The following is a 21,022-nucleotide window of genomic DNA, read 5'->3' as shown; positions in this document are numbered from 1 at the left end:
AGTGTACAGACTCGGGACATGGGTAACAGATGTGCCGGGACATAGGTAACACATTTAATCGTCTCCTTTTGTCGTGCGCAAGTCGATCTGGCCGAAGCGATGGTGCGCAAAGTACAGATCGAACACGCCGTCCTGCCGAGGATGCGGACGAGCCGCAATCGGATGCGTGTGCAAGGCATTGGAGACCCTGAAGCGGCGCCCCTGCACAACGATCTTGCCGTCCCACCCCACTACCTGTACCAGATCGCCATCGCGGTAATGAATCTCCGGCAATGTCTCCGGATAGACCCGCCGGCTGGGCCGGTAACGCGTCACCGGCGTGGCCAGTCCCAGCGCCTCATGCGGCCGTTCATGGTTGTACACTTGCCGCCAGCCATCGAACGCCTCCTGCGCCTCGTCCAGATCACGGAAGCATTGTCCTCGCAGCACTTCGCGCTTCAGGCTGCGATGGAAGCGTTCGTTCTTGCCATTGGTCTGCGGGTGCGCTGGACGACTATGGCTGATCTGGATGCCCAGCTGGATCAGCCAGATGGTCAGTCTGGTGATGCCGTGCTCATGTCGTGACGGGCTGCCCCAGGGGGAGCCGTTGTCGGCGTTGATGCGGACCGGCATGCCATGGCGGCGAAACACATCCTGCAGTGCTGCCTGTACGTGTTCCCGGTTGGGGCGGGCACAGGCTGCAAGCGTCAGGTTGTAGCGCGAGTGGTCGTCAATGACGGTCAGCGGATGGCAGGTAGCCGAGGCCGTCTCGAAGCAGCCCTTGAAGTCCATTTGCCACAGATCGTTGGGTGCGGCATGCTCGAAACGTGTCCATGGCGTACTGTCTTCACTGGCCTGCGGATCGACCAGATGGTGCCGGTGCAGGATGCGAGTGATGGTGCTGGGTGTCGGGATGCCTTGATGGCCCAGATCGCGCAAGCGCCGCTGCAGCTTGCGTGCACCCCAGGCCGGATGTTCCTTGCGCAGTCCGACCACCAGCTCCTCGACGTCGGCATCCGTGCGCTGCGGGCTGTGCAATGGCCGGCGCGAGCGGTCAGCCATTCCGGCCAATCCCTCTTCGGCCACGCGGGCCAATAGCCTGTAGCCGGTCTTGCGGCTGATGCCGAACTGCGCACATAGCGCACTCATGTTCACTCCCTCCTGACGGGCCAATGAGAGAAATTCCTGACGCAGAGTCATCGTGTCTATCGCTTTCCAGGACATGGGTGGATGATCCTTCCGGCATCTTTGGGATACCGAAAGTGTTACCTATGTCCCGGCACAAGTGTCACCTATGTCTCCGGTCTATACAGCGAAGCAAAGAAAGTAACCGGCTGCCGGGCCACCCCCGGCCTGTCCCCACGAAGCGGCGACATCGTTACGCCGCGAACGCCACTGGATTCCCCCTTGCACGGCGCGTTTGCGCTTGCAAGCGCAAACCGTTCCGCAGGCGGACAGCATGCTGTCCAAATTCCCTGCTGCACCCTGCGCCGCAATGACATCAACTGCCGGAATGACATCAGGACATCCATCACCAATCCTCCCTCACAGCCCTCACCACCTCCCCCGACACCGCATACCTCCCCGCCGCCAGCGCCGTCGCCGCCGCCGAAACAAGCAGCACCACCGCAGCCAACAACAACCCACCCCACGGCAAATGCAACTGCATCGTCCAATGAAACGACTGCGGATTCACGATGAACACCAGGATCAGGCTGATGCCGCCTCCCAGTACAAACCCCACCACAATCCCCAGCAGCGCCAGCAATCCGCCTTCCGCCGCCAGCATCGCCAGAATCTGCTGCCGCGTCACGCCGATATGCCGCAACATGCCGAACTCCTTCGCCCGCGCCAGCGTTTGCGCCGAGAAGGTCGCCGCCACGCCGAACAGGCCGATCACGATCGCCACCAGCTCCAGCAGGTAAGTCACTGCAAAACTCCGATCGAAAATGCGCATGCTGATCGCGCGGATCTCGCTCGGTTCCGCAAACTCCAGCGCTCCGCCGAAGGGCAGTCGCTTCAATGCATCGACGACTTGCGCCGCAGGCACATCCGCTTGCAGCCAGAGCGCCACATCGTTTACATCCTTGTCGGCCGTCAGTAGTTGATAGTCGGCGAGCCGCATCTGGATCGCGCCCGATTGCCGCGCATAGTCGCGCCACACGCCCGCGACGATGAACTCCCGTGGCTGGACGCCGACCGGCAGTATCACCCGTTGGCCGACCGTATACCCGTAGAGGTCGAGCATGGCTTCCGACACCCATATCGGCATCGCGCCTGCGTGGAGGGTCGGCGAGACGGACTCGCCCGCCATCGGCAAGACCTTGCCGGGATCATCCGCATCGATCCGTCGCGCAATGAGTGCGACATTGGGGCGGGCGGGATCGAGCGCCAGTTGCATGTGGCGCTGGAATTCGCCGCGCGCCACGCCGGGTATCGCCACGATGGCTTGCTGCTCCGCAGGATTCAAGCCGCCGGTGTTGCCGCCTGCCGCCGAACGCACGTAGAGATCGGCCGACAGCAGATGCGTCAGCCAGTCGTTCACCGAGACGCGAAAGCTCGACACCATGATCGCCATCGCCACCATCAGGCTGAAGCTCGTCAGCACGCCGCCCAGCGCGATGGAAGCCTGATTCGGCGCATTCGCCAGCCGCGCCAGCGTGAGGCGGACCACGGCATTTGCCGAATGGCGTTCTGCAAGCGCCGACAAGGCCGAGAACACCAGCGCGGCCAGCGGCGGCATCAATGCAATGGCACCGATCAGCAGCAGGGCGATGGCGACATAGCCGAATATCGGCAAGCCCATGACAGGAGGAAACTGTGTGCACAAGGCCCCGAGCACGAGACTGGCGATGGCCGGCCACGGCGTTGCCAGTCGCGCCAGCGCCACGTCCTCGCTGCCGGATTTGAGCGCCTGTGCGGGCCTGGCACGCGCCGCTTCGAGTGCCGGACTGGCACAGCCGAGCAAGGCGACTGTGGTGCCGAGCAGGAAAAATAGTGCGGCGGCGCTCAATGAGAAATGCGCCGTCGGCTTCACACCGGGAAAGTAGCCGCCGCCGAGGTCGCCGCCGAAGAGATGGAGCGCCGCTGCCGCCATTGCGTAACCAATGGCAAGACCGAGCAGCGAGCCGATGACGCCCAGCACCGCGCCTTCCAGCAGAATCTGCGTCAGCAACTGCCGGCGCGTCAGCCCGACCACGCGCAACAGCGCAAGCTCGCTGCGCCGCCGCAGCACGGACAAGGCCTGCGTGGAGAACACCAGAAATGCGCCGGTAAACAGGGCGATCATGGCCAGCATGTTCAGGTTGACGCGATAGGCGCGCGACATGTTCGAGGCCCTTGCTTCCTGATCCGCGGTTTCGGTAACAAGAAAGGATGCGCCCAGATCCTGCGACAAGGATGCCTTGAATGCCGGCCGGTCCACACCTTCCGTCAGCTTCAGATCGACGCGCGAAATCTGCCCGATCCTGTTGAATCGCCATTGCGCGGCGGCGATATCCATCACGCCGATGCGCTGGCCCGGATGCGCCCGTACCAGGCCGCCGGCGACGCGCATCGCGAATACCTGCGTGCCGCTGCGAAGCTCCAGTGTGTCGCCCGCTTTCACCCGCAGCCATTCCATCGCCGCCGGAGAAAGAAAAACCGCATCGTCCGCCAATGTGTCGAACGGCTTGTCTGCTGCCGCCTGCCCCACCAGATCGGGCGCAATCGCGGCGGAACGGAACACGTCGATGCCGATGATTTTCAATGCGCTGGTTTCGCCGGGCGCGACGGCATCGAGTTCCAGCACTGGACTGGCGACCGCGATGCCGTCGCGCTGTGCAAGCTGCGGATAGAGCGCCTCGTCGAAGAACGGCTGTACAGCGCGCACCTGCAGGTCGGATTGCCCGGACAGGCTTTTGACGGCGGCGGAAAATTCGTTGAAGGCCGCGGCGTTGATCAAATGAATCGCGAAGCCCAGCGCCACACCCAATGCAATCGCGCCGATCGCGACCAGCGCCCGCACCGGATGCGTGCGCCACTCGCCGCCGATCAGCCAGCGCCGCAGCTGCCAGCGAGAGGAGGATGAATGCAAGGGCAGGGCGCTCATTTCGGCTGCAGGCCGTCCCGGGTCAGCAGCAGTACGCGATCCGCCGTTTCCGCCGCCGCCGGCGAATGGGTGACGATGATGCCGGACGCGCCATTGTCCTTGAGTTCGCGCCGCAGCAGCATCAACACTTCATGCGCGGTATCGGGATCGAGATTGCCGGTCGGTTCGTCGGCGAGGAGGAGCCGGGGACGATGAACCAGCGCGCGCGCAATGGCGACGCGCTGCAGTTCGCCGCCGGAAAGCTGGCGCGGAAAATCGCTGCCGCGCCCGTCCAGACCGACCGCAATCAGCATGTCTTGCGCGCGTTGCGTCGTATCGCCGTTCAGCAACAACGGTAGCGCGACGTTCTGGATCAGCGTGAGGTGCGGCAACACATGGAAGGCCTGAAAGATGAATCCGAACTTCTCGCGCCGCAAGGTGGTGGTCGCGTCGTCATCGAGCGCCGACAGCGGCGTGCCGTCGATCAGGATGTCGCCCGCATCGGGCGCATCAAGACCGGCAATCAGATTCAGCAGCGTCGATTTGCCGACGCCGGAGTCGCCCATGATCGCCACATACTCGCCTGCATTCAGGGTATACGAGAGATCGGTCAGAACCCGTCTGCCGTTTGCATAGGATTTGGTGAGGCGGCGCAGTTCAAGCATGGATTCGGGCATGGGTCGGTTGCGGGGATGCCACAGGCAGTACAACATTGCCACAACGAATGAATTCCTGCACAACAGAAGCGATGCCGAAATCGGCCATTCGATTGGCTTCCGCTTGTGTCGCATCAAGGGCTCGTGTTTTTTGTTTCTTATGATAGCTGGAAGCATTCCTCACAATCGTGTGTCGTGCGATTCAGCGTTTGCGGATCAACGGCGCACCCAATGGTGCTGAAACGTTGCAAAACGGATTTATTCAACTCTATCGCCAGGACGCCGCCGCCATTCGCAACGAATTGAGCGCAGGACTGCTCGCGGAAATTCCTTTTGCATCCTCCAAATATCTTTACGACGTCCTTGGCTCGAAATTGTTCGAAGCCATCTGCGAACTGCCGGAGTACTACCCCACACGCACCGAAGCGGCGATATTCAGCAGGCATCTGCCCGACATCGCGCGTTCGGTGGAGCCGGGCAGCATACTGATCGATCTCGGTGCGGGAAATTGCGCAAAGGCAGCGCGCATGTTTTCCTTTCTGCACCCGTCAGAATATGTCGCCATCGATATCTCGGTGGATTTCCTGCAGGAGTCGGTCACCTGCCTGCAAAGCCGTTTTCCGCAGATCAAGATGACCGGAGTGGGGATGGATTTCTCCAGCGCGCTGAGCCTGCCGGCAGAAATCGGTCATGACCGACGCCTGTTCTTCTATCCCGGATCGTCCATCGGTAACTACACGCCGGAGCAGGCGACTGTTTTTCTGGCGCGCATTCGTGAGGCCTGCCGCAACGATGGCGGCCTGCTGATCGGCGTCGATCTGGTCAAGGACACACATGTGCTGAATGCGGCCTACGACGATGCGCTCGGTCTGACTGGTGCATTCAACCTGAATCTGCTGGTGCATTTGAACAATCTGCTCGGCGCAAACTTTGACCCGCGAGAATGGCGGCATCGTGCTTTCTTCAACGAGCGGAAAAGCCGAATCGAAATGCATCTCGAAGCCAGGCGAGATATCGATGTGAAGTGGTCACAGGGCCATCGGCATTTCCGCGAAGGGCAGCGCATTCATACGGAGAACAGCTACAAGTACACGCAGGACAGTTTCAGGCAACTGCTGGCGCGCGCAGGCTTTGCCGATGCCCGCACCTGGACCGATGAGCGCGGATGGTTCATGGTCTGTCATGCGAGAGCGGTGTAGTGTGATGCGGAAAAATGAGAAATGACGCTGACAGCCTGATTGCCGAGTACGACGCGGTGCGCCGATATACCGTGGCGCTGTCCGAGCCGTTGTCGGACGAGGATTGCTGCGTGCAATCGATGCCGGACGCCAGTCCCGTCAAATGGCACCTCGCGCATACCACGTGGTTCTTCGAGACCTTCATCCTGGAGCGTTTCGAACCGGGATTCCGGCCCTTTCATCCGATGTTTCGGGTGCTCTTCAATTCCTACTACAACGGCATCGGCGAAAAGCATCCTCGCCCGCAGCGCGGCATGCTGACGCGTCCTTCGCTCGATGAGGTGCGTGCATACCGCAGGAACGTCGATGAACGCGTGGGCCGGCTTCTTCCCCGGCTGATGCGCAGCGAGATGTCCGGCATGCTGCGCGAACTGGTGGAGCTTGGCTTGCAGCATGAGCAGCAGCATCAGGAATTGATCCTCACCGACCTCAAGCATTTGCTGTCGCTCAATCCGCTTGCACCGTCATATGCGCAGAGATTGCTTGAACCGTCCGGCAGGGTGTCGCCCTTGACGTGGCAGCATTTCGACGCTGCGCTCATTGAGATCGGGCATGCGGGCGGTGCCTTTTGCTTCGACAATGAAACGCCGCGACACAGGGAATTCGTCGAAAGGTTTTCGCTCGCATCGCGATTGGTCACCAATGGCGAGTTTCTCGCGTTCGTCGAGGACGGCGGATACGACAAACCGGCGCTCTGGCTGTCGGAAGGATGGGACTGGGTGCGGGCGAATCAGCTGGCGCATCCAATGTATTGGCGGCCCGATGCATCGGGATGGAATGAGTTCACGCTGCATGGATTGCAGCCGCTCGATCCGGAGCGGCCGGCAACGCATATATCGTATTTCGAGGCGGATGCCTATGCTCGCTGGGCGGGTGCACGGCTCCCCACCGAAGCGGAGTGGGAACGCGCTGCCGCGGGCATCGCAATGATCCCGGAAACAAATGCGCCACACCCGTCCGCGGCATCGGCAATGTCCGGCAGCGGATTGACGCAGCTTTTCGGCGCGGTGTGGCAATGGACTTCCAGCAGCTACGCGCCGTATCCGGGCTACATCACGGCAGCCGGCGCGATCGGCGAATACAACGGCAAGTTCATGGTGAACCAGTATGTGTTGCGCGGATCTTCATGCGTGACGCCGCCGAAGCATGCGCGCATCACCTATCGCAATTTTTTCCCCGCGAGTGCGCGCTGGCAGTTCACGGGAATACGGTTGGCAAAGTCGTGATGCAACGCGTTCACTGCCGTGTGGGACAGTGAACGCGCATCGCATTGCTATGCCGCCCGAATCTGCACACTCCGTCCCTCCGCCGCAATCTGCCGATTCACCGCGCCCAGTATTGCCTTGAATGAAGCTGTCACGATATTGGCGTCGATGCCGACGCCGAACAGGGTAGGGCCGTTATCCAGCCGCAGTTCGACATAGCAGGCTGCGCGGGAATCGGCACCTGTGCCGATGGCGTGTTCGCTGTAATCCATGACCCGGATATTCATGCCGAGCGCCGTGAACAAGGCAGCGACAAACGCATCGATTGGACCATTGCCGCGTCCATGCACATCCATCGCCTTGCCGGCATGCACGATGCTCGCCTCGACCATCACTTCGCCGGGCTGTCCGTCATCCACCATTCGGTGCGAACGGTAGATGCAGGGGGATTGCGCATCCAGATATTCCCGCTTGAAGATGGCGTAGATATCTTCCGCCGCGACTTCCCTGCCGGTATCGTCCGTCACGCGTTGTACCGCGCGGCTGAACTCGATCTGCAGGCGGCGCGGCAAAGCCAAACCATATTCCTGCTCCAGCAGATACGACATGCCACCCTTGCCAGACTGGCTGTTGACGCGGATCACCGCATCGTAGCTGCGCCCCAAGTCTGCCGGGTCGATCGGAAGATAAGGCACTTCCCATATCGAGTCAGGCTGTTGCTGCGCGAAACCTTTTTTGATCGCATCCTGATGCGAGCCGGAGAATGCAGTGAACACCAGATCGCCCACATACGGATGGCGCGGATGCACCGGCAACTGGTTGCACTCTTCCACGCATTTGCGCACTTCGTCGATATCCGAAAAATCGAGGCCCGGATGCACGCCTTGCGTATACAGGTTCAAGGCGAGCGTGACGAGATCTACATTGCCGGTGCGTTCGCCGTTGCCGAACAGGCAGCCTTCGACGCGATCCGCGCCGGCCATGACCGCCTGTTCCGCCGCCGCGACCGCCGTGCCGCGGTCATTGTGCGGATGCACGCTGAGAATGATGGAATCGCGGCGCGCGAGATGGCGGTGCATCCATTCGATCTGGTCTGCATACACGTTTGGCGTGCTGCACTCGACTGTGGTGGGCAGGTTGATGATCATCTTGCGCTGCGGTGTCGGTTGCCAGACTTCGGATACCGCGTCGCACACTTCCTTGGCGAAATCGAGTTCGGCCATGCTGAAGGTTTCCGGCGAATACTGGAACACCCATTCCGTTTGCGGACGTTCGTCCGTCAGCTGCTTGATCAGCTTCACTCCCGACACGGCGATCTCTTTGACTTCCTTGCGCGACATGCCGAACACGATGCGGCGGAATTGCGGACAGATCGCGTTGTACAGGTGCACGATGGCGCGCCGCGCACCGGTCGCGGAATCCACCGTGCGGCGGATCAGGTCTTCGCGCGATTGCGTCAGCACTTCGATCGTGACGTCACGCGGGATGCGCTCTTCCTCGATCAGCTTGCGCACGAAGTCGTAATCGGTTTGCGAAGCGGACGGAAAGGCGACCTCGATTTCCTTCAGGCCGATCTTCACCAGCATCTCGAAGAAACGCAGCTTGCGTTCCGGGCTCATGGGTTCGATCAGCGACTGATTGCCGTCGCGCAGATCGGTGCTCATCCAGATCGGCGGTCTGGAAATGACATGGTCCGGCCAGGTACGATCGGTGAGCTGAACAGGGGAGAACGGGCGGTACTTCGCCGCCGGATTCGGCAACATCATGGTGCATCCTTTTTGTGAGGGTGTTGAATGGATCAGATGTGGCGGAATGGCTGCCTGACTGCCACTAGCGCGAGGCCAGGCAACCGATCGGTAGCGGTAGCAGAGCAAGCGAACGCGCAAAGATCATCAAGGCGATGGCATCGCCGCTGATGAACGTTACGGGAATCGACTTGAAATGCATGGACCGGAAGCTTTCTGAAATTTTCAACATCCGCACCGGCCGGAATGGCGGAGCAGCGCTCGCAAACAACAAGGAAGGGGGAGTGTCAGCGCGCCAGGCGCAGCAGCGACGCCGCTAGCGGAGCGCTGGCGGGTAGCAGTAGTAGCGAGGAGGAAAATTTTCCGGAGAACATTGTGCGACTGTAAGAGAAGCTGCCACTCCTTGTCAATAATGGACTGGTTGGCAACAGATTCATGTCAAGGCGGGAAGTTGTTCAATCGACAGCACGCTTGCCGAGGCCGATAATGAGCGCGAATACTGACCTCGACATCCATTCCTTTTCATTCCACCTGCTCCTTGATGAATCTTTCATTTCGAACCGCCTCCCGCGATGAGCTGGCTGACGCTTTGCAGGATGCGCGTGACGATACGCTTGCCACCTTCGAGTGTTTTGCGCAGGCCGGCATGGATGCGCCGGTCAATGTGCCGATGTTGCCAACTGTTAATCCGCCGCTATGGGAACTGGGACACATTGCGTGGTTTGCCGAATGGTACGTGCTGCGTGAAGCGCAATCGAGTGCGCCGGTGGCGGCGCAGCGCGCGTCGCTGCTGACCAAGGGCGATGACTGGTTCGACGCCAACACGGTGCCGCACCGTGCCCGCTGGACGCTCGGGCTTCCCGGCGCGGGCGCACTCAAGACCTATTGCCATGAAGTGCTTGATCGTGTGCTCGACAAACTCGACAAGTTAAACCGCTCTGCTGACGACGATGCTGCGTTGTATCCGTACCGACTCGCACTGGCGTACGAAGACCAGCGCGGCGAAGCTCTGGCGCAGATGCTGCAGACCCTAGGTGTGATCCTGCCGCCGCGTCTCGCTGAACGCACGATCCCGGCATGGGCACAAGGAGAGATCCGTTTTCCCGGCGGCACGATAGAGCTCGGCAGTAAACGTGACGCAGGATTCGTATTCGACAACGAGAAATGGGCACATGCATGTTACGTGCCGTCGTTCTCGATGGATTCCACTTTGGTGAACAATGCGCAGTACAGCGATTTCATCGCGGACGGAGGCTATCAGCATCCGCAGTTCTGGTCGGCGGCGGGACGGCAATGGCTGATGCAACAGTGTCGCTCCGCGCCGCGCGATTGGCTGCGTGACGGCAAGCGCTGGCGATGCGAGCGCTTCGGCCGGCATTTCGCGCTGCCGCTCGACGAGCCGGTGCGCCATGTCTCGCTCTACGAGGCGCAGGCGTATTGCATGTGGGCGGGACGGCGTCTGCCGAGCGAAGCGGAATGGGAATTCGCAGCGCTGTCCGGCCATGCCGCGTTACGCTGGGGCGATCTGTGGGAGTGGACGTGCTCACCCTTCGAGCCGTATCCGGGGTTTTCGGCAGACGGTTATCGCGAATATTCCGAACCGCATTTCATGACGCACCAGGTCTTGCGAGGCGCGTCGTTTGCGACACCGTTGCGGATGCGTTCACCGAAATTCCGCAATTTCCATGCGCCGGAACGCAACGACATGTTTGCGGGGTTCCGCACCTGTGCACTGTAACAGCGCCACGAACACTCTACGAATCCGCGGCCCAATAAAAAACGACCGCTCGGCAATGCCGAAGCGGTCGTTCTTCAAGCGCTATGGCGATCAGCGATCGCCGTAGCTGCGGCGCGAATTGTAGCCATCGCCGGAGCCCTTGCCAAAGCCGCCTTCCTTGCGCGGTCCGCCCGGTTTGCTGAAGGTGCGTTGACCCGGCTTGCCGGCGTTGCCCGAATTGCCGCGATTGTCGCCGGGCTTCCAGCCACCCGGTTTGCGGTTCGAACGCGGCGCGGACGCCGTTTTCTTCGGCTCGAAGCCTTCGATCACATCGACCGGGATCGTCTGCTTGGTAAAGCGTTCGATGCGCTTGATGTTGATGTTCTCGCTGTGGTTCACTAGGGAGATCGCCAGACCGTTGCGACCCGCACGGCCGGTACGACCGATCCGGTGCACGTAATCTTCCGGGAACTTCGGCAGATCGTAATTGACCACGTGCGTGATGCCCGGCACGTCGATGCCGCGTGCGGCCACGTCGGTGGCGACCAGCACTTGAACCTGCTTGCGGCGCAATGCGTTCAGCGTGCGGTTACGCGCACCCTGGTGCATGTCGCCATGCAATGCGGCGGCGGCAAAACCGGCGATGTTCAGACGGTCGGCGATCGTGTCGGCATCGCGTTTGGTCGCGGTGAAGACCACGGCCTGGTCGATTGTCGTGTCGCGCAGCAGATGGTCGAGAATGCGATTCTTGTGCGACAGGTCGTCCACGAAATGGACGCGCTGCTGGATGTTTTCATGCTTGGTGGCAGAGCCGGCGATCTGGATGGTGAGCGGATCGCGCGTGATGCGCTTGGCCATGTTGCCCACGACGCCGTCCAGCGTGGCGGAGAACAGCATGGTTTGACGCGTTTCCGGCGTCGCTTCGACGATCTTTTCGATATCGTCGATGAAGCCCATGTCGAGCATGCGGTCGGCTTCGTCCAGCACCAGCATCTGCAGCTGCGAGAAATTGATCTTGCCGGATTCCATGTGATCGATCAGCCGGCCTGGCGTGGCAACCAGAATTTCCGGATTCTTCGCCAGCAATTGCATCTGTTTCGGATACGGCATGCCGCCGAGAATCGACACGGCGCGCACACGGCGCAGATTGATACCGTATTTTTCGGTTGCGGTCGTCACCTGCAAGGCGAGTTCGCGGGTTGGGGTCAAGACCAGCATCTTTGGTTGTGCCGGTTGAAAACGCGGACGCTCGCCGCGCGAACGGGCGGACTGGCGCTCCTGGTTCGCTGTTTTGCCGCCCGCATTTTGTTGTTCCTCTTCGGCAAACGTGTGCAATGCCGGCAGCATGAATGCTGCTGTCTTGCCGGAGCCGGTTTGTGACGAAACCAGCAAGTCGCGTCCCGCCATCGCTGCCGGAACGGCTTGCGCCTGGACAGGGGTCGGCGCGGTATAGCCGGCGTCGGTCAGTGCTTTGAGAATGGACGCGTGTAGGCCTAGTGCTTCAAAAGTCATTGTGTTCCTTCGTAGAATCAACGGCACGCCGCCTTGTTACAGGGCAATGCGCGCACGTAAAAATGCAACGCCAACCAACGAAACTGCTGAGAAAGAATCTGAGAGATTTCGGCACAAAAGCTTTGCGCCGGGACGGTGTTCAAGAATCAACACCAAAGGGCGGGAGGGCTTTATCGTTATTGCTAAGGGTTCGCGATGCTGCGATTGTGCAAGTCATGTTGCAGTGCACAGCGGCGAATTATACCGACTAAATCAAATCACTGCCGAGGTATTTGGCGGCTGGAATGTTGCATTGCCAAATGCGGACAGGTAAAAAATTGCCCGTCCGCATTGGGTCGCAGCGTTTATTCGGTTTCGCCCATGCCGGCGACCACATGCGAGAAGCCGCCATCGACATAGGTGATTTCGCCGGTAATGCCACCCGCCAGATCGGACAGAAGGAAGGCGGACGCATTGCCGACATCTTCGATGGTGACGTTGCGGCGCAGCGGCGCATTTGCCTTCACGAAATTCAGGATCTTGCCGAAATCCTTGATGCCGCTGGCAGCCAGCGTCTTGATCGGGCCGGCTGACACGCCATTGACACGGATGCCTTTCGGGCCGAGTGATTCCGCCAGGTAACGCACGCTGGCTTCCAGCGATGCCTTGGCCAGGCCCATGGTGTTGTAGTTCGGCAGGGCGCGCACCGAGCCGAGATAGGTCAGGGTCAGCAGCGCCGCGTTCGGGCTCAGCATCGGCAATGCGGCCTTCGCCATCGCCGGGAAGCTGTAGGCCGAAATATCGTGCGCGATCTTGAATCCTTCGCGCGACAGGCCGTCAAGAAAATCGCCGGCAATCGCTTCGCGCGGCGCAAAGCCGATCGCATGCACCAGGCCATCCAGACGATCCCAGGATTTGCCGAGATCGGCGAACAGCGCGTTGATCTGTTCATCGCTGCCGACATCGCAATCGAATATCAGATTGCTGTCGAATTCCTTCGCGAAATCGGTGATGCGGTCCTTGAAGCGATCGCCGACGTAGGTGAATGCCAGTTCCGCACCTTCGCGCTTGCATGCCTGTGCGATGCCGTAGGCGATGGAGCGGTTCGACAAGAGGCCGGTGATCAGGATTTTTTTGCCTTGCAGGAATGCCATGAATGACTCCAAATGTGTCCCGCGTGTGTTGGATGCTCGCAGCCGCAAATCGGCCGGGAAGTCGCATGAACAGGCGGGGGAGGGTTGTTGTGCGTTACTCGGGTCTCAAACTGGCCAAGATTGTAGGTGCTTGCCGCGGTCACGGCAACCTTTGCCTTGACGGGAAAAGAGGGGATGCCGGTATCCGGTTCGTTTCGTCGTGACGAGGCGCAAGACCGCGCCGCCAACGCATTGCACCTTGCCGGCCATAAAATCGCGCCGCAGCATGACCCTTTCGGTACAATAACCCAACTCTCGGGACTGAGCGCAACGCAATTACATAACCAGGCGAATGCATAAACTCCTTCTCCCTATCCTGCTCGTCGGAATTCTTTGCCATGGCGGCAGCGCAGTCGCCGCTCACGCATTTTCCCTGTACGACACACCGAAATATCCGGCCGGGTTCAAGCACTTCGATTACGTGAATCCGGATGCGCCCAAGGGCGGCGAGTTGTTCCTCGCCAACCCGGACCGCCGCACCAGCTTCGACAAGTTCAATCCGTTCACGCTGAAGGGGGTGGCTGCGGCGGGCGTCTCAAATCTGATGTTCGAGACCCTGGCTGCCGCTTCTTCGGACGAGGTGGCGACCATGTACGGCCTGCTGGCCGAGGACATGGAACTGGCACCGGACCGGATGTCGATGACCTTCCGCCTCAATCCCAAAGCGAAATTCAACAATGGCGATCCGGTGACGGCCGCCGACGTCAAGCATTCGTTCGATAGCCTCGTCACCAAGGGCGCGCCGCAGTTCAAGACGATCTTTGCCGACGTCAAGCAATGCGTGGTCGTCGACGATCGCACCGTGCGCTTCGATTTCAAATCGCTCAATCACGAACTGCCATTGATCGTGGGTGGTGTGCCGGTGTTCTCGCGCAAGTGGGGCGCAAAAACGTCGTTTGACAACATCCAGCTGGAAGCGCCGATTGCCTCCGGTCCGTATCTGATCGACCGCTTCGATGTCGGCCGTTCGATCAATTACAAGCGCAATCCCGCGTATTGGGGGGACGATGTTCCGTCCCGCAGGGGAATGTTCAATTTCGGACGCATCAACTATCGCTTCTACAAGGACGATGTCGCGCGGCTGGAGGCGTTCAAGGCGGGTGAGTTCGATGTCGTGGTCGAATACAGCGCCAAGAACTGGGCGCGCAGCTACACCGGACCGAAATTCGAAAGCGGCGAGATCGTCAAGCGCACACTGACGCACTCTAATGGCGCGGGCATGCAGGGCTTCGTGATGAATCTGCGCCGCCCGCAATTTGCCGACATTCGCGTGCGCAAGGCGCTCGGCCTCGCACTCGATTTCGAATGGATGAACCGGCAGTTGTTCTACGGCCAGTACACGCGCATCTATTCCTTCTTCAACAACAGCGAACTCGGTGCGACCGGTGTGCCGACCGACGGGGAGCTGAAGTTGCTGGAATCCCTGCGCTCCCAACTGGCCCCTGCAGTCTTCGGACCCGCTCCCGTGCCGCCGCGCACCGATCCGCCAGCCTCGCTGCGTGCCAACCTGCTGCAGGCGAAAACCCTGTTCAAGGAAGCGGGCTGGGAATACAAGGATGGCGCGTTGCGCAACGCGAAGGGCGAGCCGTTCACGTTCGAAATTCTGGACGACCAGTCGGCGCTGTCGCGCATCATCAGCGTCTATATACGCAACCTGCAAAAACTCGGCATCCAGGTCAATCAGCGTACTGCCGATTTCGCCCTGGTGCAGCGGCGGATGGATGAGTTCGATTTCGACATGACGAGCATCCGCTTTCCCGATGTGACGAGTCCTGGCAACGAAATGTTCGACATGTTCGGGTCCAAGGCGGCGGATGAAAAAGGTTCGAGCAATGCCTGGGGCTTGAAGGACCCCGCGGTGGACAAGCTGGTCGGGACGCTGGTCACGGCGACGACGCGCAAGGAGCTGGTCGCTGCCTCGCGGGCATTGGATCGGGTCTTGCTGAATAAATTCATCGTCGTTCCGCACTGGTTCTCGTCTACGCATCGTGTCGCCTACCGCGACCGGTTCGGCATTCCGGAAGTGGCGCCGCTGTATTTTCAGGCCGATCCGTACGTGATTTCGACGTGGTGGCAGAAGAAGCCGCGATGACTATCGGCTTGTCATTCCGAACGAATGTGAGGAGTCTCCGGTGCAAATGAAGATTCCTCGCATTCGTTTGGAATGACAGAGTGGCATTGAACGACAGTCGATGCAGATGCACATAATGAGATGCTGACATGAATATCTGGTCCTATATTGCGAAGCGAATGCTGTTGATGTTGCCGACCCTGTTCGGTGTCGTCGCCATCACGTTTGCCGTGATCCAGTTCGTTCCCGGCGGTCCGGTCGAACAGGCGATGATGGAGTTGAAAGGCCAGATCGGCGGCGGCGAGGCGTCCGGCAGGGGCGCAGCCGACTATCGCGGACGGCAGGGCCTCGACGCCGAGCGAGTCAAGGAAATCCAGGCGCTGTACGGCTTCGACAAGCCGCCGCTGGAACGCTTCTGGCAAATGCTGAAAGGCTTCGCGACCTTCGACCTCGGCAAGAGTTTCTATCACCACAAGGACGTCTGGTCGCTGGTGAAGTCGAAGCTTCCGGTGTCCATCACCATCGGCCTGTGGACTTTCTTCCTCACGTATTTCATCTCGGTCCCGTTGGGTATCGCCAAGGCGATACGGGAAGGCACCCGCTACGATGCGATTACCAGCATCGTGGTGCTGGTCGGCTATTCGATTCCCGGCTTCGTGCTTGGCGTCTTCCTCCTCGTGATGTTCGGCGGCGGCAGTTTCGTGCAGTGGTTTCCGTTGCGCGGCCTGACTTCGGATAACTGGGAGACCTTGTCCTGGTTCGGCAAGGTCACCGATTATCTGTGGCACATCACCTTGCCGGTCACGGCCTCGGTCGCCGGCTCGTTCGCGGTGATGACGATGCTGACCAAGAACACCTTTCTGGAAGAGATTCGCAAGCAGTATGTATTGACCGCGCGCGCCAAGGGCTTGAGCGAGAAGAACGTGCTGTACAAGCATGTCTTCCGCAATGCGCTGATCCCGCTGGTGACGGGTTTCCCGGCGGCGTTCATCGGCGCATTCTTCGCCGGCAGCCTGCTGATCGAGACGCTGTTTTCGCTCGACGGGCTCGGCCTGCTGTCATATGAATCCGTCGTGCGGCGCGACTATCCGGTCGTGATGGGCACGCTGTATCTATTTACGCTGATCGGCCTGGTAGTGAAGCTGCTGGGCGATCTTTGCTACGTGTGGGCCGATCCGCGTGTCCAGTTCGAGAGCCTGAGCCGATGAACAGAGCAACACCGACACCTTCCCTCTCTCCCTGGCGGCGCATATGGCTGCGCTTTCGGAAAAACCGGCGCGGCTACTGGAGTCTCGTCATATTTTCGGTGCTGGTCGTGATCAGTCTGCTGGCAGAAGTCGTGTCGAATGACAAGCCGCTCGTCGCCCGCTACAACGGCCAGCTTGTGTTCCCGATCGTGAAGAATTACTCGGAAACGGTATTCGGTGGCGATTTCGATTCGCCTGCGGATTATCTCGATCCCTTCATCCAGGACCAGTTCAAGAAAGATGGCAACTGGGCCATCTATCCGCTCAACCATTATCGCTACGACACGCTGAATTACTTCGCCAAGTCGCCAAACCCCGCGCCGCCATCGGGCGACAACTGGCTGGGCACGGACGACCGCGGCCGCGACGTGTTCGCGCGGCTGCTGTACGGCTTCCGGGTATCGGTGCTGTTCGGTCTGGCGTTGACGATCACCGGCGTCGTGCTCGGCATGGTCACCGGCGCGATACAGGGTTACTTCGCGGGCAAGACCGACCTGTTTTTTCAGCGCTTCATGGAAATCTGGGGCTCGATGCCGGAGCTTTACCTGCTGATCATCTTTGCATCGATCTTCGAGCCGAGCATCGGCTTGCTGCTGATTCTGCTTTCGCTGTTCGGCTGGATGGGGCTGTCCGATTACGTACGCGCCGATTTTCTGCGCAACCGCAATCTCGAATACGTACAGGCGGCGCGCGCGCTCGGCCTGTCGAACGGCCAGATCATCTGGCGTCATGTGTTGCCGAACAGCATGACACCGGTCGTGACCTTTCTGCCGTTCCGCATGAGCGGGGCGATTCTGGCATTGACCAGCCTCGATTTTCTCGGCCTCGGCGTGCCGCCATCGACGCCGAGCCTGGGCGAATTGCTGGCGCAGGGGAAAAACAACCTCGATGCATGGTGGATCGCGCTTTCGACGTTCATGGTGCTGACCATGACCTTGCTGCTGCTGACCAATATCGGCGACGCATTGCGTAATGCGCTGGATGTCAGGAGGAAGGCATGACGCTGCTCGATATTCAGCATTTGACGGTGCGATTCGGTGCAACGACGGTGGTCGATGATGTGAGTCTGTCGATCGCGCCCGGCGAAAAGTTCGCACTGGTCGGCGAGTCGGGCTCCGGCAAGACGGTGACATCGTTGTCGGTGCTGCGCCTGAATCAGGATGCCGATTACGAAGGACGCATCCTGTTCGAGGGGCAAGACATTCTGCGAAAAACCGAGCCGGCGATGCGCACGGTGCGCGGCAAGGATGTCGCGATGATCTTTCAGGAGCCGATGACGGCACTGAATCCGCTGTTCACCATCGGCAACCAGATTGCCGAGGTGCTGATGCTGCATGAAGGCATCAACGCGAAGCACGCTGCACAGCGCACGGTCGAGTTGCTGGCCAAGACTGATATCCCGGACCCGGCACGGCGCGCACTCTCCTATCCGCACCAATTGTCGGGTGGCCAGCGGCAACGCGCGATGATCGCAATGGCGCTGGCATGCAAGCCGAAACTGCTGATCGCTGACGAGCCGACCACTGCGCTGGACGTCACGATCCAGGTGCAAATCCTGGAACTGCTCAATCAGCTGCAGCGCGAAGAAAACATGGCGGTGCTGATGATCTCCCACGATCTGAATCTGGTGCGACATTTCGCGGACCGGGTTGGCGTGATGGAGAAAGGGCGGCTGGTCGAGACAGCAACGACTGCGCAATTGTTCGCCAATCCGCGCGAGGCATACACACGCAAGCTGCTGGCGAGCCATCCGCAACGCATCGTCGGCGAGGTCGAGGAAAACGTCAAACCGCTGCTCTCGGCGGAACGCGTGCGCTGCACGTTTTCCATCAAGCATGGCTGGTTCAAGAAGACGCCGTTCGTCGCGGTCGATGATGTCGATGTGCAGCTGAAGCCGCACGAGACGCTCGGCATCGTCGGTGAATCGGGCTCGGGAAAATCGACGCTCGGCATGGCCTTGCTGCGCCTGTCATCGGCGCACGTCGATGGACGCATTGCGTTCAAGGGACAGCCGGTCAGCGACATGTCCAGCGATGCATTGCGGCCGTTGCGCGCGAAGATGCAGGTGGTGTTCCAGGACCCGTTTGCGTCGCTGTCGCCGCGCCGCACGATCGAACAGATCGTGGGCGAGGGGCTGGCGCTGCATCAGCCGCAGTTGGGGCGCAATGGATTGCGCGATGCCGTCGCGAATGGCTTGATCGAGGTTGGACTGTCGCCCGACATGATGGCGCGCTATCCGCATGAATTCTCGGGCGGTCAGCGCCAGCGCATTGCCATCGCACGCGCACTGGTATTGAAGCCTGAACTGATTTTGCTGGACGAGCCGACATCCTCGCTGGATGTGTCGGTGCAGCAGCAGGTGCTGATGCTGTTGGCCGAACTGCAACGCAAACACGGCATCGCCTATGTTTTCATCAGCCACGATCTGGCGGTGATCCGGGCGATGGCGCATCGCGTGATGGTGATGAAGGACGGCAAGGTGGTGGAAAGCGGTGCGACGGAAAACGTGTTGTCGAATCCGGTGCAGCCATACACCAGGCGGCTGCTGGCGGCCTCGACGTATTCCGTCAATGACAATGCGGGATGGGTGGAATCCGCTTCGTAAGCGGCATTTTGCCGCGAGCTGATCGTGACTGCATGGAAGCCTTCACATTGATGTAACTGATGTCAAGGGCTGCCGCCGCAGGTCTGTCATTCCGAGCGAAGCGAGGGATCTCCAGCATATGCGGCTGCGTCGACGTTTGCTCTTCCATCTTCCCAGAGGGTGGGTAGATGGCAAACCTGTGCCGTTTTGCTGCCCGGCGACAATGCCGCCCGAGTTCCCTGCGTCAGCTGCGGCGCGGTTTGCCTGTCGTTGGAGCCGCCTTGCGTTGTGTGGCGTTGCGCGGTGCGGCCACTTTGCGTACAGGCGTGCGTGTCGCCTGTTTTGAGGCCGGGCGCGCTGCCGGCTTGTACGGCACCTGAATGTGCAGGCTCTGGCCGTTCGCCACCTTGTCTTGGCGCAGATCGTTCCATGACTTGATTTGCGCGACGCTTACCTTGTGGCGCTGTGCGATCGACGCCAAGCTGTCGCGCTTGCCGACCTTGACGGTGATGCGCCGCGTATCGGGCACATCCGGCTCGATCGCCATGATGGCGTTTTCGGCCAGATCTGACGAGATATCCTTTTCAATCGCAGCCTCGGTCTTCGGCACCAGCACCGTCGAGCCGGCCTTCAGACGCATCCTGGGCGGAATGTTGTTGACCTCGCGGATGACTTCCGGCGTGGTGCCGAACTTCGATGCAATCGTCTCGATCCGTTCGCGTGCGTTGGTGACCGTGTGTGCGCTCCATGACGACAGGGCGCGCCCCCATTTCGAGAGGTTGGTCTTGAACTTCTCGGCGTTGGACTGGGGCAGCAGGATTCGCGTATCCGCGCTGCCGACGATGACGGGGCGGTTGTATTGCGGATTGAGCGCCTTGAATTCGTCGATCGACAATTCGGCCAGCTGGGCGGCGACCTTGAGGTCGATATCGCGCGTCTTGCCGATGGTGACGAAGTACGGCTGGTTGTCGACCTTGGGCAGCACGATGCTGTATTGCGCCGGCGCGGCGATGATGTTCTTGACTGCCTGCAGCTTGGGCACGTAGTTGCGTGTTTCCAGCGGCATGTTCGGCGACAGGCCGTTGAAATCCGTCGGCAAGCCGGCGGCGCGGTTCTTGTTGATCGCGCGCTGCACCGAACCTTCGCCCCAGTTATAGGCGGCCAGTGCGAGCTGCCAGTCGCCGAACATGCCGTACAGCTTTTGCAGGTAGGTCAGCGCCGCATCGGTCGAGGCCAGCACGTCGCGGCGCTCGTCCTTGAACATGTTCTGCTTCAGGTTGTAATCGCGGCCGGTTGACGGGATGAACTGCCACATGCCGGCGGCATGGGCGCTGGAATAGGCTTGCGGATTGAATGCCGATTCGATGAAAGGCAGCAGAGCCAGTTCGGTCGGCATATTGCGCTTTTCCAGTTCCTGCACGACGTGGAACAGATAGCGCGAAGCGCGGGTCGTGGTGCGCTGGATGTAGTCCGGGCGCGAGCTGTACCACTGGGTCTGGTTGGCGACCAATGGATTGTCCAGGTCCGGAATGCCGAAGCCCTTGCGAATGCGTCCCCAGACATCAATCTCTTCCATCCCCAGCACTTGCGCGAGCGGATCGTTCGGATCGTAAGGCCCTTCCATCGCAGAGATCTGCGACCAATTGTAGAGCGGGAGAGAGAGATCGGCGGCGTGGGAGGTGAGGGAGGTGCAGAGAAGCAGGGCTGCAAATGGGATTATTCTTGTTTTCGGCAGGGGCATAGGTCCTCACTAATTTAGAGTGACTGACCTATTGTCAGCCGGCAATCGAGGGAGTTTACGTAATGGTTTTTCCTTGCGTCAAGCCT

General features: G+C 60.3%; 15 protein-coding genes. 8 read left to right on the top strand and 7 right to left on the bottom strand.

What is annotated here, in order from left to right; all coding sequences use genetic code 11:
* Positions 1-54: 54 nt before the first annotated feature.
* The 3 genes from D3870_RS11450 to D3870_RS11440 form a co-directional block, all read right to left on the bottom strand.
* Positions 55-1,203, bottom strand: coding sequence for an IS481 family transposase (locus tag D3870_RS11450; protein WP_119739211.1), 1,149 nt, complete (start codon positions 1,201-1,203; stop codon positions 55-57).
* Between the two features lie 307 nt (positions 1,204-1,510).
* A complete protein-coding gene (locus tag D3870_RS11445) occupies positions 1,511-4,069 on the bottom strand; it encodes an FtsX-like permease family protein (RefSeq protein ID WP_119739209.1) in 2,559 nt (852 codons plus the stop codon).
* Positions 4,066-4,713, bottom strand: coding sequence for an ABC transporter ATP-binding protein (locus D3870_RS11440; RefSeq protein ID WP_119741978.1), 648 nt, complete (start codon positions 4,711-4,713; stop codon positions 4,066-4,068). The genes D3870_RS11445 and D3870_RS11440 overlap by 4 nt, the downstream gene beginning before the upstream one ends.
* Positions 4,714-4,949: 236 nt before the next feature.
* Between D3870_RS11440 and egtD the strand changes: the two genes are divergently transcribed.
* The gene (gene egtD, locus D3870_RS11435) at positions 4,950-5,903 is read left to right on the top strand and encodes an L-histidine N(alpha)-methyltransferase (protein WP_242489947.1); all 954 of its coding nucleotides are present in this window, start codon (positions 4,950-4,952) and stop codon (positions 5,901-5,903) included.
* 14 nt (positions 5,904-5,917) lie between these two features.
* Positions 5,918-7,168 carry an ergothioneine biosynthesis protein EgtB gene (gene egtB, locus D3870_RS11430; protein WP_119739207.1) on the top strand — a complete coding sequence of 417 codons (1,251 nt, stop codon included), beginning with the start codon at positions 5,918-5,920 and terminating at the stop codon, positions 7,166-7,168.
* A gap of 47 nt (positions 7,169-7,215) precedes the next feature.
* Here the strand turns inward: egtB and leuA are convergent, their stop codons facing one another.
* Entirely contained in the window at positions 7,216-8,913 is a 1,698-nt protein-coding gene (gene leuA, locus D3870_RS11425; RefSeq protein ID WP_119739205.1) for a 2-isopropylmalate synthase, read from the bottom strand.
* A 134-nt stretch (positions 8,914-9,047) separates the two neighbouring features.
* Here leuA and D3870_RS22775 point away from each other — a divergent pair, with 134 nt between their 5' ends.
* On the top strand, positions 9,048-9,212 hold the full coding sequence (locus D3870_RS22775) for a hypothetical protein (RefSeq protein ID WP_242489946.1): 165 nt from the start codon (positions 9,048-9,050) through the stop codon (positions 9,210-9,212).
* Positions 9,213-9,433: 221 nt separating this feature from the next.
* Positions 9,434-10,630, top strand: coding sequence for a selenoneine synthase SenA (gene senA, locus D3870_RS11420; RefSeq protein ID WP_199710618.1), 1,197 nt, complete (start codon positions 9,434-9,436; stop codon positions 10,628-10,630).
* A 90-nt stretch (positions 10,631-10,720) separates the two neighbouring features.
* On the opposite strand, the gene D3870_RS11415 is transcribed toward senA, so the two are convergent.
* Positions 10,721-12,121 (bottom strand): DEAD/DEAH box helicase, encoded by a 1,401-nt coding sequence (locus D3870_RS11415; protein ID WP_119739203.1) that lies wholly within the window; start codon positions 12,119-12,121, stop codon positions 10,721-10,723.
* Positions 12,122-12,465: 344 nt separating this feature from the next.
* Complete coding sequence (gene fabI, locus D3870_RS11410; RefSeq protein WP_119739201.1) at positions 12,466-13,254, bottom strand: enoyl-ACP reductase FabI; 789 nt, start codon at positions 13,252-13,254, stop codon at positions 12,466-12,468.
* Between the two features lie 331 nt (positions 13,255-13,585).
* Between fabI and D3870_RS11405 the strand changes: the two genes are divergently transcribed.
* The 4 genes from D3870_RS11405 (at position 13,586) to D3870_RS11390 (ending at position 19,216) form a co-directional block, all read left to right on the top strand.
* Positions 13,586-15,385 (top strand): extracellular solute-binding protein, encoded by a 1,800-nt coding sequence (locus D3870_RS11405; protein WP_119739199.1) that lies wholly within the window; start codon positions 13,586-13,588, stop codon positions 15,383-15,385.
* Between the two features lie 128 nt (positions 15,386-15,513).
* A complete protein-coding gene (locus D3870_RS11400) occupies positions 15,514-16,572 on the top strand; it encodes a microcin C ABC transporter permease YejB (protein ID WP_119739197.1) in 1,059 nt (352 codons plus the stop codon).
* Complete coding sequence (locus D3870_RS11395; RefSeq protein WP_119739195.1) at positions 16,569-17,612, top strand: ABC transporter permease; 1,044 nt, start codon at positions 16,569-16,571, stop codon at positions 17,610-17,612. The genes D3870_RS11400 and D3870_RS11395 overlap by 4 nt, the downstream gene beginning before the upstream one ends.
* On the top strand, positions 17,609-19,216 hold the full coding sequence (locus D3870_RS11390; protein WP_119739193.1) for an ABC transporter ATP-binding protein: 1,608 nt from the start codon (positions 17,609-17,611) through the stop codon (positions 19,214-19,216). Before D3870_RS11395 ends, D3870_RS11390 begins: the two co-directional genes overlap by 4 nt.
* 223 nt (positions 19,217-19,439) lie before the next feature.
* Here D3870_RS11390 and D3870_RS11385 read toward each other — a convergent pair whose 3' ends face one another.
* Complete coding sequence (locus D3870_RS11385; RefSeq protein WP_119739191.1) at positions 19,440-20,936, bottom strand: transglycosylase SLT domain-containing protein; 1,497 nt, start codon at positions 20,934-20,936, stop codon at positions 19,440-19,442.
* Positions 20,937-21,022: the final 86 nt, after the last annotated feature.

It is taken from the genome of Noviherbaspirillum cavernae, from assembly GCF_003590875.1.
Classification (GTDB): Bacteria; Pseudomonadota; Gammaproteobacteria; order Burkholderiales; family Burkholderiaceae_D; genus Noviherbaspirillum; species Noviherbaspirillum cavernae.
The sequence above is the reverse complement of the archived record's forward strand: the minus strand, read 5'-3'. Positions and strand labels throughout refer to the sequence as shown.